This is a genomic window from Shewanella sp. 30m-14 (assembly GCF_052977125.1).
In genome coordinates this window covers 74,515-89,401 of record NZ_JBRILW010000023.1, presented here as the reverse complement: position 1 = coordinate 89,401, position 14,887 = coordinate 74,515, and the positions used below count along the sequence as shown (strand labels likewise).

The 14,887-nt window shown below is 44.1% G+C and carries 14 protein-coding genes and 1 pseudogene; 7 read left to right on the top strand and 8 right to left on the bottom strand.

Annotated features, from left to right (window positions below; genetic code table 11):
* Nucleotides 1-246: 246 nt before the first annotated feature.
* The 6 genes from ACVBIU_RS16195 to ACVBIU_RS16170 form a co-directional block, all read right to left on the bottom strand.
* On the bottom strand, nt 247-1,557 hold the full coding sequence (locus tag ACVBIU_RS16195) for a transporter (RefSeq protein WP_447164274.1): 1,311 nt from the start codon (nt 1,555-1,557) through the stop codon (nt 247-249).
* 30 nt (nt 1,558-1,587) lie between these two features.
* Nucleotides 1,588-2,298 (bottom strand): hypothetical protein, encoded by a 711-nt coding sequence (locus ACVBIU_RS16190; protein ID WP_447164273.1) that lies wholly within the window; start codon nt 2,296-2,298, stop codon nt 1,588-1,590.
* An 8-nt stretch (nt 2,299-2,306) separates the two neighbouring features.
* Nucleotides 2,307-2,993 (bottom strand): C39 family peptidase, encoded by a 687-nt coding sequence (locus ACVBIU_RS16185; protein WP_447161532.1) that lies wholly within the window; start codon nt 2,991-2,993, stop codon nt 2,307-2,309.
* 63 nt (nt 2,994-3,056) lie between these two features.
* A complete protein-coding gene (locus ACVBIU_RS16180) occupies nt 3,057-4,151 on the bottom strand; it encodes a hypothetical protein (protein WP_447164272.1) in 1,095 nt (364 codons plus the stop codon).
* Nucleotides 4,152-4,174: 23 nt separating this feature from the next.
* The gene (locus ACVBIU_RS16175; RefSeq protein ID WP_447161530.1) at nt 4,175-4,780 is read right to left on the bottom strand and encodes a hypothetical protein; all 606 of its coding nucleotides are present in this window, start codon (nt 4,778-4,780) and stop codon (nt 4,175-4,177) included.
* A gap of 191 nt (nt 4,781-4,971) precedes the next feature.
* The gene (locus tag ACVBIU_RS16170) at nt 4,972-6,303 is read right to left on the bottom strand and encodes a sigma 54-interacting transcriptional regulator (RefSeq protein ID WP_447164271.1); all 1,332 of its coding nucleotides are present in this window, start codon (nt 6,301-6,303) and stop codon (nt 4,972-4,974) included.
* 445 nt (nt 6,304-6,748) lie between these two features.
* Here ACVBIU_RS16170 and ACVBIU_RS16165 point away from each other — a divergent pair, with 445 nt between their 5' ends.
* Together ACVBIU_RS16165 and ACVBIU_RS16160 are read left to right on the top strand one after the other, a co-directional pair.
* The gene (locus tag ACVBIU_RS16165) at nt 6,749-7,909 is read left to right on the top strand and encodes a hypothetical protein (protein WP_447161528.1); all 1,161 of its coding nucleotides are present in this window, start codon (nt 6,749-6,751) and stop codon (nt 7,907-7,909) included.
* Nucleotides 7,910-8,076: 167 nt separating this feature from the next.
* Nucleotides 8,077-8,646: a SprT family zinc-dependent metalloprotease gene (locus tag ACVBIU_RS16160; protein ID WP_447164270.1), complete on the top strand. Its 570-nt coding sequence runs from the start codon at nt 8,077-8,079 to the stop codon at nt 8,644-8,646.
* Between the two features lie 42 nt (nt 8,647-8,688).
* On the opposite strand, the gene ACVBIU_RS16155 is transcribed toward ACVBIU_RS16160, so the two are convergent.
* A complete protein-coding gene (locus tag ACVBIU_RS16155; protein ID WP_447164269.1) occupies nt 8,689-9,057 on the bottom strand; it encodes a hypothetical protein in 369 nt (122 codons plus the stop codon).
* Nucleotides 9,058-9,192: 135 nt separating this feature from the next.
* Nucleotides 9,193-9,945, bottom strand: coding sequence for an endonuclease (locus tag ACVBIU_RS16150; protein ID WP_447164268.1), 753 nt, complete (start codon nt 9,943-9,945; stop codon nt 9,193-9,195).
* A gap of 328 nt (nt 9,946-10,273) precedes the next feature.
* Here ACVBIU_RS16150 and ACVBIU_RS16145 point away from each other — a divergent pair.
* The 5 genes and pseudogenes from ACVBIU_RS16145 to ACVBIU_RS16125 all read left to right on the top strand — a co-directional run.
* Nucleotides 10,274-10,405: pseudogene (locus tag ACVBIU_RS16145) on the top strand (endonuclease); the annotation flags it as partial.
* A 13-nt stretch (nt 10,406-10,418) separates the two neighbouring features.
* Nucleotides 10,419-11,150 (top strand): 16S rRNA (uracil(1498)-N(3))-methyltransferase, encoded by a 732-nt coding sequence (gene rsmE / locus ACVBIU_RS16140; RefSeq protein WP_447161526.1) that lies wholly within the window; start codon nt 10,419-10,421, stop codon nt 11,148-11,150.
* Nucleotides 11,151-11,301: 151 nt separating this feature from the next.
* A complete protein-coding gene (gene gshB / locus ACVBIU_RS16135) occupies nt 11,302-12,255 on the top strand; it encodes a glutathione synthase (RefSeq protein WP_447161525.1) in 954 nt (317 codons plus the stop codon).
* Between the two features lie 14 nt (nt 12,256-12,269).
* Nucleotides 12,270-13,574, top strand: coding sequence for an alkaline phosphatase (locus ACVBIU_RS16130; protein ID WP_447164267.1), 1,305 nt, complete (start codon nt 12,270-12,272; stop codon nt 13,572-13,574).
* Between the two features lie 191 nt (nt 13,575-13,765).
* Nucleotides 13,766-14,794 carry a methyltransferase gene (locus ACVBIU_RS16125; RefSeq protein WP_447161523.1) on the top strand — a complete coding sequence of 343 codons (1,029 nt, stop codon included), beginning with the start codon at nt 13,766-13,768 and terminating at the stop codon, nt 14,792-14,794.
* The last annotated feature ends 93 nt before the right edge of the window (nt 14,795-14,887 follow it).

Sequence of the window (14,887 nt, the reverse complement as noted above, 5' to 3'; positions counted from 1 at the left end):
AGCTAGCGACAATGGGCCACTAACATCAGTGTGTTTTTAGACCTCTTTATATAACATAAGCGCTTTACTAGCCAAGAGTCACTACAATCTATGATGATGTAATTGAGCTAGCCTCAACTGGCCTCAACTGGCCACTAACATCATCTTAGATAGCCGCAACCGAAAGCCGTATCTATCGCATCAAGAGCCACCAGCTTATGCTCTTGCATATGTGTCGAGCTTAGATACCGAGCTTAGATACCGAGCTTAAAAACGATAAGGGAAGCGTAAACTAATTTGATAATCCGGTGAGTCTTCAGTCAATCCCGCACCAATGCTGGTCACCATTGAGAAGTTTTCTGTTAAAGCCAGTGTTGCCCCTAAACCTAAATTCGCTGTATTGGTGTCGGTTCTAGCAATATCTTGCCATTCACCACCAAGAGGCCTTTGCTGAGTCTTAGTAAAAAAGCGCTGGTTAAAGCTCATACCAATACTCATTCTTTCTGACACAGCAAACGCTAAGCCTAAGCTGTAATCGATGTAATCACCCAGATCGATATCTCCCGGTGACATACCAGGTAGCCCCGAAAGATCGCCATACTCTTCAGGTAAGAAGGTACCGTAATTGAGGTTAAAAAATACAATCGCAGGATCATAAGTTTTAGCCAAACTAAAACCTGTCGAAATTCCCCAGGCCCCTGTACCTGTAGCAATTTGATCCGGATAAGTCAGGTTTCCCGACTCCGACGATTCTAGGTTTATGCCAAAAGGGTCTGTGCCTGTAGGCATGCGAACCCTGACATTCCACACCCAATCTGGCCACCCATCCCCTTCGGTCATAATCCGATAATAAGCAGCGACGCTCATATCGCCAATTTGTCCGCCTTCGACATCGGCAGATTCATAAAGCTGACTTGAGTTACCTTCGCCCACTGACTCATACTTATTCAGGCGGTACACAAATGGCATCGCCATTTCAAACTGCCAACTATCATTTAGCGTGTAACGCGTAGTGAGATCGAGCTGAACCGTATTAGAACGAATTCGGTCTAGATTTAGGTTGCCCAAGAAAATAGCATCCAATGCTAAAAAACCACGCAAAATTAGATCTTTACGACCGTAATAACTGTAAGTCAAAGAAGGTTCGATGGTGAGTTTACGGTCAAACACGTTGTGGGCTTCTTGCAGTACATCTTCGGTACTACGAGAGCGTTCAGGCTCCTTTTTTACTGAAGAGCTAGCTACCGCTTGAGAGCTGGCAATTTGTGCAGTTTGTTGAGGTGGGCGCTCTACTGATGCTTTAGATTGCTGTTGAGGCTGATTAGCAACCTGCTCGCTATTCGCCCCGCCCCCAACTTGCGTCAATGCAGCCTCTTTGGATAACACTTTCTGTGCCATGTGGTTGATGGCTTTTTGCTGCATCTGTAATTGCTGATTTAGCAAAATAAGTTGCTTTTTTAGCAACTGTAGCTCTTCAGCTTCAGTCATCGCGGCTTTAGGGCCATCAGCCCCGAAGCTAGAAAAATGCAGGCAAGAAATGGAAACAAGTAACGCCACTTTAGTCCATTTAAAATCCATTTTTGTCATCCTTTATTATGCTTTCAAAAACTATAGACCAATCCCAATAATATCGCGTACCTGCTGTCCCAATATCTGACGTTCTTTAACGCCAAGATCGATTCCTTGATATCGAATTAACGAACGGTTAGAAATTTGATGAAACGCGCCGTTAACCGTAATCGACTGCAATAACTGCCCATTACCGCCCTGAGAAGAAACGCCTTGCCCAAATGAGGCTGACGCCATATCGACCTGATAACCCAATTGACCGTCAGCAGTCGAGTACACAACGTTACCACTGCTGCTCACTAAACTTTGGCCTATAACGATCTCTACACCATTAGCAAGTGGATTTAGGCTTCCAGGCTCAAAGTCCAGTTGGTTATTGACCTGATTAAAGTCACCAGCAATTTGGATCCGCTGTTGTAAACCCGTTTGCTGACCACTTGCAGACAAGTCAAGGCTATCCCCCGTTGAGGAAACGGCATCAGCTACAGTAATTCGCATTGCTGGACCACTGCTAGCATTGGACATTTCAACCTGCATTTGTACTTGCTGCGTCACTCCTTGCTCGTTGATATAGTGTGTTTGCATGTGCAGGCCAAAATAAAAGTCTTGGCCATTTTGTGTATATTTACCTCTTAATTCCGCTAACTCTTGATCCAACAGTGGCGATTTCCCCTCAAAAACTTCTAAAGGGGTGTCAGATGCAAAAACTGAATTAGCTAATAAGATCCCTGTCACTAAGCAAAATCGCATTTTGCCTCCTAGAGCATGTCCGCATACTCAAAACCAAACTCTAATAGCTCGGCATCCGATAACGGTTGCAAAGGGCCAAGCGTGTTGTAGGTCAACCGAGCCCGTGGTTGAAGCAATGGATTGTCTTTAATGTATTCATTGCCGATAACGACAAACACAATTCCATTCCACTTTTCAATAAATTCGTCATATTCTAATATTCGATTACCAAGAGCTGGATCACCAAGATACACCTGGTTATCGGTAAACCTTCTCATCACGACAAAGTGGCTATAGCCACCATCGTTTAACAGCACGATTGCGGGAATTTTTAGTTGTTGCAGCTCTTTCACTCCAACCCGGTAACCGCGTCCACGCATGTTTTGTGTCGTTAAATATCGCTTCATATCTAACAAGGAGAACCCTTGTTGCTGAACGACCTCCATATCGGACACTTTTAACATCTCTAATAAAACATGCTCTTCGGTTATTTCATCTTTGCCATAACCGAACTTAAGAATGCTGGCCAGACTTGCGGCGCCGCAGGAAAAGTCCGTTCTTTGCTGCACTACAAATTCAAATTTTCGCTCTCTGATACTTTGGATATTTTTACTGTAATTTCCCATTCCAGGGATCATGCCTGTCAACATGATTTCGGCTGCAAATAAACTCGGTGAAAACCAAGTAATACAAAAGATAAGCAGATATTTGTTCATAGCACATCCTTGTAGCAGTAGCCTGAAAACAACTCAGGCTACTGTGGATACCAAAATGAAGATTTATGGATTTTCAGAAACGATCGCTCCTCCTGTCATGCTGGTTAGTGATAAGTTATTAGACTGTAAATTACCGTTACCAGAGGCCATGTTAACGCCAATGTTACCCGACGCATTCTGGAAGGCACTGCCACTAAGCGAGGCTGTATTGGTAGTTTTTTGAGTCACTGTTTCAATATAAATAGGCAACTGACCACTTACGGTACCTGCCAATGTCATGTCGCCACTTTCATCAAAGCTTAGGCCATCAGCTCCAGTCGGGTTTTGATTATCCATATCCATATGGCCCCATATAGATGCCCCAGGCGTGTTATGCGCACCATCACTGTCCTGCCAAATTTCAGGATAGTAGGCTGCATTTTGCTCAGACGTACCTGTATAGGTACCAGTAGCATCCATCGTCAAATTCACCGCAACTGAATCAACTGTATTTTGCACCACGCTCTGATTTTTCACTCCGTTATGAGCAGACACCTGTGAGTTAGAGACACTCGCTTCACCTAAGCTGCCCTTATGAGCTGATGCAGCCATATTATTGGCCTGTACGTTATTACCACCTGACGCAATATTTACCCCCACATTACCTGAGGCGCCTTGGAAAGCTCCATCGCCAATCGATGCACTATTTGTCGATGCATAGTTCATGGTGCCGTTAAATGATCCACGCTGAGTACTGAAGATTTCAGCATCACCAGAACCAAAGGCAAAGCTGGCATCAATTGATGCGAGTGCAGCTGAATTACCTTGAATATTAAAATCACCAGCCGCCTGGTTCACTCCAATATTACCGCTAGCATTATTAAAGGCAGAACCTGAGACTGAAGCTGAGTTATCAACATAAGAATTGCCAGTCAAGTTGCCACCTGTAGTCTGTACGTTGTCGACCACAGCCATACCTAGAGCGTCGACTTTAATTACGCCAAGAACTAGGGCGCCGCCTTTAAACGTAACATCTTTCTCTACGCTGACTTTCTTATTCAGTTCGACACTACTATTCGATTCAGAATTAGAACTTGAATCGTCATTGCCGTTAGCAAAGGCATTACCGCTTATTGCAGCAGCGATACACATTACTAGGGTTAATTTTTTCATTTCCATTTTCATATCTCCATTTAAGTAACTTAGTTCCCACTAGGTAACTGCAGCGAGAACTGATTTATGGCGCTGTTTCCATCACCAGAAATTTGATTGATTTGTACAATTCCTTGAGCATTTTCAAAACTATTCGGAGCAATAACGCTAAGGTTTGAATCCTTATGATCAAGTGGCAAAACGGTAGGGCTAGCAATGTTATCCAGTGCACTATCATCTAATCCCAAGCCAATCACGGACTGCAAAGCAATTGCGCCAAGATTAGCTTGAATATTCCCCTGCCCACTCACCTGATTAACGCTAATAAGACCTTGTGCATTTTCAAAAGCCAGTGCTTCAATATATGAGAGGTTTTGTCCATTAGAGGGTTCAGCTAACGATAGGTAGGGATTTTTTTGATCTGACAATATGACGACTCGATCGCCAATAGCATGGCTATTGGTTTGAAGGTTGCTGCCACCTGCAGCTTGGTTAATTGCAATACGACCACTGTTATTGCTGAAAGATTTTGTGCCGACTGTAGTGCTATTATCAACATGTTGAATGAGAGTGGTATTGCCACCGTTCGACCAGGCAACAGATGCAAAGCCTGCTAGGCAAAGAAATACTCCTCCTTGAATACTGCTTAATTTCATTATTCAACACCCGATAGTTCACTAAAACCGTGCAAGGGTATGAGCAAGCATCGAGCCACCTTATTAAAACAAATCGTTTCAACAAGTTAACAATATGACATCAAGTAGTTGTCTCAGAAATAAGACAGAGGGACACTAAGTGGTTGATATAGTAGAAATCGTAAGTGAGGCCTATGTTCTCATTATTGAGATCACGACTCTAGAGAACTGATCTCATGTTTATCGATAAGTCGATATAGCGTCGCTCTAGAGATTTTCAGCTCTTGAGCAACACTGTCCATTTTGCCGTTATAGCGCTGAATGGCCGTCAACACGGCATGTTTCTCAACCACATCTTTTATGGTTTTTAAGCCTTGAGTAAGGACTGGGTTCACCAGTGTGTCTTCGAGCTCTAAATCTGAAGTTTGGATAATACCGTTTTCACATAAAATAACTGCGCGACGAATTTTATTAATCAGTTCTCGTACATTACCAATCCATTCATACGCTAACATTGCACTTTTAGCTTGCTCACTGAAACAGCACACACCTGTATTAAATTCATCAGCGTATTGATCACAAAAATAATCCGCCAATGGAATGATATCCTCTTTACGTTCGCGCAAAGGGGGTAACTCCAATGTGATCCCATTAAGGCGATAAAACAGATCTAAACGGAACTCTCCACGCTCAATAGCAGCTTCAAGATCAATATGAGTTGCCGCAAGGATACGTACGTCGGCAGCTTGTGGCTTACATCCACCAACCGTATCAAACGTGCCCTCTTGTAAAAATCGCAGTAAATTCACTTGCTGCTCTATTGGGAGATCCCCTATCTCATCTAAAAATAATGTGCCCCCATCAGCCTGCGAGATCTTACCCTTATGACAGCTCACAGCGCCGGTAAACGAACCCTTTTCATGGCCAAACAGCTCTGATTGCACCACCCCAGAACTTAAGGAGCCACAGTTGACCGCAATAAATGCACCTGCTGAGCGTGTTGACTGTTGATGAATTTTTTTAGCTATCAGCTCTTTTCCGGTGCCACTTTCACCACGGATAAGAATAGGAATATTTGTTGGGGCAGCCCTAATAACCTGCTTACTGAGAGCCTGCATAGTTTGTGAGTTCGTTACTGTCTTAACGTCATCGCAATGCTTAGGCTGCGGATCACCTTCGCATTGCTGACGAATGCGAATCAGGCCTAACGCATGACCAATCAATCTAAGTAATCTATCCATTTCAAACGGAGCGGTATGGTAATCCCAGGCATACTGACTAATTAGCTTTTGGGAATAGGTGGACTTAAGCTGTCGGCGCTCGATAAGCATGATAACCAATGTCGCTTTATGGCACAGTTTTATCACTTTCTTAGCCCAACAGGTATTCTCCTCCCCTCTTAGATCTAGCAGTAATAAATGGCAATCTGAGTTGACGTTTTTTAGATCGCCTGCATTATAAAAGTCTACATATACCCCTTTCCTCTTTAGCTGCTCACACAGATACTCATCATACTGATGCCCTATCACGCTAACATATTTCATCATCTGTTCCCTCGACTTACATCTCCTTGCACACGAAAAAGGGGTTATCAAATGTTTAATGCTCATTTGTTGCTAACCTTTTTTGTGCCAACCAATCCTCTAAACTTTTCCCAAGCCCCTTCCCAAGTCGTCATAGCCAAATAGCCAAATAGCCAATAGAGTATAGTTATGAAATTGAAGGTAAGAGCCGTAAGACAAGAAATTTTAGCGCTACGAGAATCATGACTGAGCCTGAGAAAAACGCGGCAAACAAAGGGATTGCAAGCCGTTAACAAACAGAATTAACTACTAAAATCAGTATCCGAGCACACTACTTTCAATGCCGTTTATTGTGGTGCATACTGAGCGCCACAGAACTCGAAAAACAATGTAAAACCGCAACTTACCCGGTAACGTGAAAAATAGGGAAAATATGGTCGCGGTCATAATAAGAAAGGACTTGGCAATGACCACTCTCAGCACAGCAATATTTGCTAGCGCGCTCACCTCTGTAACCTTAATTCAACCCGCTTTTGCAAAGCTGGATGTTGAAGAAAATCGTTTGCCAACAGCAACTCAAGCCATGCCTGAAGTTGTTAGCCGCTACCAAGCATTTATTAGCAATCTAGACGAGAAATATGGCCGTCATTCTGATGAGTTAAAAATCACTCAAATGGTCGCTCACCAGGGACTAAGATTATGGCAACAAGCTGTGCGGGATGTACAGTCAGGCCATTTAGATGATCGCTCTTTATATTGGAATCGCTTAGCAATGCGTGCGCTTTTGAAGACACAAAAACCCAACTTTAATATTGTCAGTTGGCAACGGAATATTTTACTTGAAGCGGTTGAAAAGTCGTCTCGTGGTTTTAGTGATATCAAATTCAAAGATGATGCTCAGATTAAGATCTTACTAACAGGCTTTGACCCATTCTTTTTAGATCGCAATATTGATCAAAGTAATCCTTCAGGACTTGCCGCCCTAGCACTTGACGGCTACCGCTTTAAAATCGACGGTAAACAAGCCCAAGTGGAAACCGTTATGATCCCAGTTCGCTTTGCCGATTTCGATAACGGCATGATTGAATCACTGCTCACGCCTTTTTATCGCGACAACAACCTTGATATGATCTTTACCGTTAGTATGGGCCGTGATGATTTTGATATCGAGCGCTTTCCAGGTCGTAATCGCAGCGCTGCAGCGCCAGATAATCTTAATGTACTCACTGGCGCCACTAAGCTAGCTCCAATCGCACCGCTGTTTAATGGTGGCACACTCAATGGCCCTGAATTTGTCGAGTTTTCATTACCGATTGCCGCGATGCAAACCGTAAAAGGTCCATGGGAAGTCAACGATAATCACACTGTATCGACATTAGAACGTGGTGAATTCGAAGCTAGCTCATTGGCGCAACTACAAGCTGCTCAGTCAGTTGAAGGTTCAGGTGGCGGCTACTTATCAAACGAGATCTCATACCGCGCTATTTTGCTGCAAAAGCAATTTAACAGCAGCATACCTGTTGGCCATATTCATACTCCGCGCATTGCCGCTTATGATGTCAAAACTGAATCACAGATAGTTAATCAAGTCAGAGACATGGTTGTGGCGGCGGCAAACAGTCTCTAGCTCGAGTAGCTCAATGCCGCCCTTATGATACTGGAGGGCTAGCACCGTTATGCTGGTCTGCACTGCCAGCCTAGGTTAAAATACTGGGGCTCACACTTTTTTGAGCCCCAGTATTTTTTTACAGTACTTTTCACAGTACTGCGACTCTAACGGAGCAATTAGGCTTAATGTTCAAAGCGCTTAACCCATTCAAGTCCTTGCTAAGTACTAGGCCAAAACTGACAAGCTACCCAGTCATGGCATTTACCGATCCACTGCAGCAGCAAATCGCGCAGCAAGTAGAACATTGCTATCAAATTGCTGAAAACAAACTCGACAAGCAGTTTCCAAGACCTGAGATCAATTTTGCTCTGCGTGGTAAGAGCGCTGGCACCGCCCATCTACAATTAAATAAGTTACGTTTTAACCCAAAGCTGCTTAACGATAACTTACAAGCTTTTTTAGATGATGTGGTGCCCCATGAGGTAAGCCACCTGCTCGCTTACCAACTATATGGCCGAGTAAAGCCCCATGGGGTTGAATGGCAACATGTGATGCAGCATGTTTATACTCGGGTGCCACGCACAACCCACAGCTTTGATACTCGCAGTGTTGAAGGTAAAACCTTTGCATATCGCTGCCAATGTGGCCCTGTTGATCTTAGCATTCGCCGTCATAACAAGGTTATTCGCGGCCAAACTCAATACCGTTGCCGCAAATGCGGCAGCAAACTAAAGCAAATTGTCACGCGCCCATAAACTGAACACCAGCCTTCAATTAAGTTCTTTAAAGCATGAGTACTACAAGCTATCTAAGTTAAATGAAAATGAATTGTAAAGATTGATTTGGTTTCGCCCCTTATATTCTGTGACTTTTCCCTTACCACATACTCTATTTCCTACTAAGTTATCAGGCGTCCCGAATCTTTTTTTAAAATCATACAAATCATCCTCCCATACAACAAGAGTCAACGACTGGCGTGGATAACGTTCATCTAAGTTAAAATATAAACCACGCTTAAACTTTGTTACTTGCTTTAACACACCACACGCAACAACATTCTCACCTTCATAGAAAGGAGCTTCCTTTGAGTCAATCTTTACTTGGGAATGTGCCGAATAAGAAAGTGATGAAGATAAAAATATCGTGAATATAAGTAATTTTTTCATGGTAATGCTCGTAATCTAATGACTAAGAAAAATGTATCGCACAAAGATACGCAGGTGTTTTATCTCTCCACCTGCACATCGGTAAAATCTGATTTTTAACCATAGTTAAGGTGGTTAATAAAGCTGAATACCTTACTATTTCGTTTTCAATGCCTCACATCGTTCAAAAACGATATGGTTTCTGTTCTTTTGAATACGCTCGATGCGTTTAGCGCGTTCACATTCCCATTCATTAACTTCATATACTCTATCCCACTCTTTCATCAGCTTCTTTTGTTGCTTACTCAAACGAAATCGAGGGTATGCTTGCTCCATATATAAATAGGTTCTTGCAATTCGCCCTCTAGAACCGACGGTCGGCTCTACTTTCCTACCTTGCACTTTCACTTCACATACCCCAAAACTAGAGCGTGAAGAAGGCAACATGGCAAAGTTATAATTCGATCTCGTGGCATTTACCGCCCCCACTGCCGGATACAAGTTATACAGATCCGACTGCATTAATCGATATTCATTATTCATTTTTTCAGCACATTTGCGGCCTTTAAAATTCTTACCTTTATTATTCACACAGCGGTCGTGGCCATCACGCCATTCTGAAAAAGTGCGACCGAAGTTCTCTGCTGGTACCACATGCTCCCACTCCAAACGTTTAGCGCGCTTAACATGTTTTTCAGTAGTGAAGCCATTTGGCAAGGAAATGTTCTTATTTTTATCGAATTTAGCATCACAATAAAGCGTGATACGGTGGTCATGATAAACTTGTCGCTCTAAGGTTTTTTTAGCCTTATTAAATGAATGAATGCTTGTGTTACCTTGGTAAGATTGAGCAAATGTAGGTAGGGAAAAAACTGTGATTAGCACTGCACAAAGTAAACGGATTCTCATAATACTTTACACTAAGAAAAAATTCCGCGAATTTTGCCTTATCTTCACGCTTACACTGCGTTATTAAACGAAAGTTCATTCAACTTCATCTAAAAATGTGAACAAAATCAGAATTTCTATCTATATTCGTCAACCCTCCCCTCACTCCTTAAACTCCAACCATTGATTAACTGCGACGATAGATAGCCAAGCGCCATGTCAGTGTTGACTTTAAGGCATGTAAAGTGCAATCTCCGGCCATATCTTAAGTCACAAAACCAACGCTATTTTATTCGCAACCGACTTTCGAAAACACCCGGTTGCCAATTACCGTTATTGTTAGCAATAGGATAAAACCTATCCAGTTGATACTATTGAGTGTCGACGCGATACAGAGATTGCCAAAGTTCAAGGCAATCACAATGAGTTTGTACAAGCTCAATGTCAGCGTTTAAAAGACTCGCAAACATACGCAGAATAAGGCTAGTAAAACCATGAGAGTGCCAAGAATTTATCAAGAATCATCGCTAGTCATCGGCCAGGCAGTTGCTTTAGATGATGAAGCTGCAGGTCACGTTGGCCGCGTCCTAAGAATGTCTGTTGGCGAGCAAGTTAGCCTTTTTAATGGCGATGGTAATGACTACCTAGCCGAAATTATCAGCGCCAGCAAGAAAAACGTCGAAGTAAAAGTACTGTCATGCGAAGCCAATAACAGTGAGTCGCCGCTGCACTTACATTTAGGTCAGGTCATTTCACGCGGCGATAGAATGGACTTTACCATTCAAAAGTCTGTTGAGCTTGGCGTTAACACGATTACACCGCTGTTTTCAGAGCGCTGCGGCGTAAAACTTAGCGGTGAACGTTTAGAGAAAAAAATTCAGCAGTGGCAAAAGATTGTTGTCAGTGCTTGTGAGCAGTCAGGCCGCAGTGTTGTACCCGTTATTCGCCCGGCTATGCAGCTTAGCGATTGGTGCGCTGAGCCATCAGATGCCGTCAAACTCAATCTACACCCGCGCGCCTCACATGGCGTTAATGGCCTCTCTTTGCCTAACAACAGAGTCAGGCTCGTTATCGGTCCAGAAGGTGGCTTGTCCGCTCCTGAAATCGCGATGACCGAAGAACATCAGTTTACCGATGTGTTGCTTGGCCCACGGGTGCTACGAACAGAAACTGCAGCCCTCACTACAATCAGTGCGTTACAGCTAAAATTCGGTGATATTGGTTAATTCCAACAGGCTTAGCTAGGTGTAGCGCCTAAAGCTGAAGCCTATATCGCATACCATTCAGTAGAGAAGTTTATCAGTTAAACGCTAGAAAACGGGCAGCTTTGCCCCCACGTTTATCGTTGTAACGAATATAAGAGAAGGAAAAAGCTCCATGATTAAACTCGGCATCGTGATGGATCCCATCAGCGAGATCAACATTAAGAAAGACTCTAGCTTTGCCATGTTAATGGCGGCGCAATCTCGTGGTTATCAGCTTTTCTACATGGAGATGAAAGATCTTGCCATGGTAAACGGCCAAGCAATGGCAACCATGAGCGCCTTGACCGTAAAAAATGATCCCCAGCAGTGGTACCAGCTTGAAGATGCTATCGATACACCGCTTGCCGATCTAGACGTGATATTAATGCGCAAAGATCCACCATTCGATACTGAATTCGTTTACTCGACTTATATGCTTGAGCGCGCCGAAGAGCAAGGTGTGCTGATCGTTAACAAACCACAAAGTCTGCGTGATGCAAACGAAAAGCTATTTACGGCCTGGTTCTCTGAGTTCACTCCAGAAACCATTGTGACCCGCTCAGAGCAGCGGATCCGCGCTTTTCATCAAGCAAAGGGCGACATCATTCTTAAGCCTCTTGACGGTATGGGCGGTAGCTCTATTTTTAGAGTAAAAAAAGATGATCCAAACCTGGGCGTTATCATCGAAACCTTAACCAGCGAAGGTCAACAGTACGCTATGGCACAGGCCTTTATTCCTGATATTTCTGCTGGCGATAAACGCATCTTAGTGGTTGATGGTGAGCCTGTTCCTTATTCGTTAGCGCGTATTCCGCAAAAGGGCGAAACCCGCGGTAACCTAGCAGCAGGTGGCCGAGGAGTGGCACAACCCTTATCGGAATCAGATTGGCATATCGCCCGCACTATTGGCCCAGAGCTAAAGAAGCGGGGTCTTATCTTTGTCGGTCTCGATGTCATTGGTGACAAGCTTACCGAAATTAACGTTACCAGCCCGACCTGTATTAAAGAGATCGAAGCGGCATTTGATGTCGATATCACAGGCATGTTGATGGACGCAATCGAAGCACGCATTAATAAGTCAGCTTAGCCAAAGGATCCGGCATGAACTTAACAAAAACACTCACTTGGGCCATTAGTGCCCTCGTGTTGTTGCCTCTATACACATCGGCTAATGTCGATATCCATAAAACACCATCACGACCAAAAAATATGATTATTATGGTCGGTGATGGCATGGGACCGGCGTACACCAGTGCCTATCGCTACTACCAAGATAATCCTGACACCGAAGAGATAGAGCAAACCGTTTTTGATCGATTACTTGTCGGCATGGCATCCACCTACCCAGCAAGACAAAGTGGCTACGTTACCGATTCAGCCGCATCAGCGACAGCGCTTGCCACTGGCGTTAAGAGCTATAACGGTGCGATTTCCGTCGATGTGAATAAACACCCGCTAACCACTATCATGCAGATGGCTAAAAAGCGGGGTATGGCAACGGGTGTCGCAGTGACCTCTCAAGTCAATCATGCCACCCCAGCAGCATTTTTAGCTCACAATGAAAGCCGCCGTAACTATGATGAAATCGCCAAGAGCTATTTAACCTCTGAGGCTGATGTCATTTTAGGCGGTGGGCAAAAGTATTTCCCTGCGCCTTTACTCGACCAGTTTAAAGCTAAAGGCTATCAGCATATTGATACGCTCAGTCAACTCGACACGCTGACGCAAGGCAAAGCCTTAGGCTTATTTGCTGAAGTGCAACTGCCATGGGTTATCGATCAGCAAGATTCAACTCAGTTAAGTCTGCTGACCCAAAAAGCCTTAGATCTGCTATCGCAAAATGAAAAAGGGTTTGTGCTACTCGTGGAAGGCAGCCTGATTGACTGGGCGGGGCATAACAATGATATCGCTACCGCTATGGGTGAGATGCACGGTTTTGCTAACGCCATCGAAGTGGTTGAGCAGTTTGTCCGCGCGAACCCTAACACCTTGATGGTCGTCACAGCGGATCACAACACTGGTGGGCTATCTATCGGTGCCAATGGCGAATATGCTTGGGATACTGGCTTGCTTCAGGGCGTGCAAGCAAGTCCCGCTACTATCGCCGAGCAAGCTATCGCTCTGGATGATTGGCAAACATGGGTTCAGCAAAAACTCGGTTTTGAAGTCACACAAGACGAACTGCAGCAGCTGAGTAATGCGCGTATGCAAGGAAAAGCCGCACTGGAAACCAGCTTAAAACAGCTTATCGACACTCGCAGCTTTACCGGCTGGACCACGAGCGGACACACAGGTGGTGATGTGCAAGTGTTTGCCGCAGGGCCCGCGGCCGATCTGTTTAAAGGTAATCAAGATAATACCGATATTGCCGAAAAGATGATGAGCTTACTGCCAAAGATTAAATAGCCTCAAGGCTCAACAGCAAAGCCACCAGTATAAAGGCCGCTATGACAAGTTTAGCGGCCTTTTTTATGCTCTGCTCAGCCCACTCAACAGCCACTATCCCCCCACACTCAACACCCATTAAGAGCATCTAATTCGCATTCGAAAGCGGTTGGGGTATAATTGCCAGCAATTACACCTGACCTTGAATACTCATGCTTACCAATGCTTCGCAAGTCCTTCTCAGAAACTGTGATCTAGTCAAAGACCAATCTGTATTGGTGATCAACTATGAAGGCGATCATCTAGCCAAAGAACTATTAAATACAGCCAGCAGCGTATGCGGATTAGCATTAGATTATCATCACCACTTGATTATGCAGCCTTATGCAACGGCAGATCTAACCCTGCATTTTGGCCATCAACTGCCTAATGATGATCATTTCGATACGGTTATCGTGTACTTCCCAAAAGCCAAAGCGTTAGCACCATATCTATTTAATCTGGCGGCAAAACACCTTAAACCTCAAGGGCAACTTATCGTTGTCGGAGAAAATAAAGGTGGCATTAAGTCACTGCCAAAACAGTTACCAAGCTACTTTGATAAGCCATTTAAAGCCGACAACGCACGTCACTGCATCTTATTTTTAAGTGAGCTCAATGGCCAAGCTCCCGAAATTAAGCTCAAAGATTGGCAGAGCCAATATCAGCTAGACACCCCTCAAGGGCAGATTACTATTTGTAATCTAGTGGGCGTTTTTAGCGAGAAAAAACTCGATGAAGGCACGCAGCTTTTGTTGGAAAATCTACCTAAGATGCGTGGCAAGGTACTCGATTTTGGCTGCGGTGCGGGCGTGATTGCAGCAGCATTACTCAAGGTTCAGCCAGAGCTTACACTAGAGTGTGTTGATATCAATGCGATGGCACTCGCTTCTTGCGAACTTACCCTACAAGCCAATGGTTTTAAGGCTAATGTTTTCGCATCTGACGGACTCGCACAAACGGCTAGCCACTATGACGGCATTATCTCCAACCCGCCGTTTCATGATGGTTTAGCGAGTACCACCAGCATTGTCACCAACTTTGTTAAAGACAGCACAAAAAAACTAAAGTCTGGCGGATTATTCCATATTGTGGCTAATCGCCATCTGCCATATTCAGATATCATTGCGGAAATCTTCGGTTCAGTGAACGTTAACGCTGAAAATAACAAATACAAGATTTACTCCAACATCAAACCATAAATCAGCATCAATCCCCCTCAGAGCCTAGTGCAGTAACCGATCACTCACTAGGCTTGTAATATCTGCTTAATTATTTGATTCACAATATTTGTC

Coding starts and splice junctions, on each gene's coding strand:
- ACVBIU_RS16195 (WP_447164274.1), bottom strand. CDS start 1,557: ATGGATTTTAAATGGACTAAAGTGGCGTTACTTGTTTCCATTTCTTGC.
- ACVBIU_RS16190 (WP_447164273.1), bottom strand. CDS start 2,298: ATGCGATTTTGCTTAGTGACAGGGATCTTATTAGCTAATTCAGTTTTT.
- ACVBIU_RS16185 (WP_447161532.1), bottom strand. CDS start 2,993: ATGAACAAATATCTGCTTATCTTTTGTATTACTTGGTTTTCACCGAGT.
- ACVBIU_RS16180 (WP_447164272.1), bottom strand. CDS start 4,151: ATGGAAATGAAAAAATTAACCCTAGTAATGTGTATCGCTGCTGCAATA.
- ACVBIU_RS16175 (WP_447161530.1), bottom strand. CDS start 4,780: ATGAAATTAAGCAGTATTCAAGGAGGAGTATTTCTTTGCCTAGCAGGC.
- ACVBIU_RS16170 (WP_447164271.1), bottom strand. CDS start 6,303: ATGAAATATGTTAGCGTGATAGGGCATCAGTATGATGAGTATCTGTGT.
- ACVBIU_RS16165 (WP_447161528.1), top strand. CDS start 6,749: ATGACCACTCTCAGCACAGCAATATTTGCTAGCGCGCTCACCTCTGTA.
- ACVBIU_RS16160 (WP_447164270.1), top strand. CDS start 8,077: ATGTTCAAAGCGCTTAACCCATTCAAGTCCTTGCTAAGTACTAGGCCA.
- ACVBIU_RS16155 (WP_447164269.1), bottom strand. CDS start 9,057: ATGAAAAAATTACTTATATTCACGATATTTTTATCTTCATCACTTTCT.
- ACVBIU_RS16150 (WP_447164268.1), bottom strand. CDS start 9,945: ATGAGAATCCGTTTACTTTGTGCAGTGCTAATCACAGTTTTTTCCCTA.
- rsmE (WP_447161526.1), top strand. CDS start 10,419: ATGAGAGTGCCAAGAATTTATCAAGAATCATCGCTAGTCATCGGCCAG.
- gshB (WP_447161525.1), top strand. CDS start 11,302: ATGATTAAACTCGGCATCGTGATGGATCCCATCAGCGAGATCAACATT.
- ACVBIU_RS16130 (WP_447164267.1), top strand. CDS start 12,270: ATGAACTTAACAAAAACACTCACTTGGGCCATTAGTGCCCTCGTGTTG.
- ACVBIU_RS16125 (WP_447161523.1), top strand. CDS start 13,766: ATGCTTACCAATGCTTCGCAAGTCCTTCTCAGAAACTGTGATCTAGTC.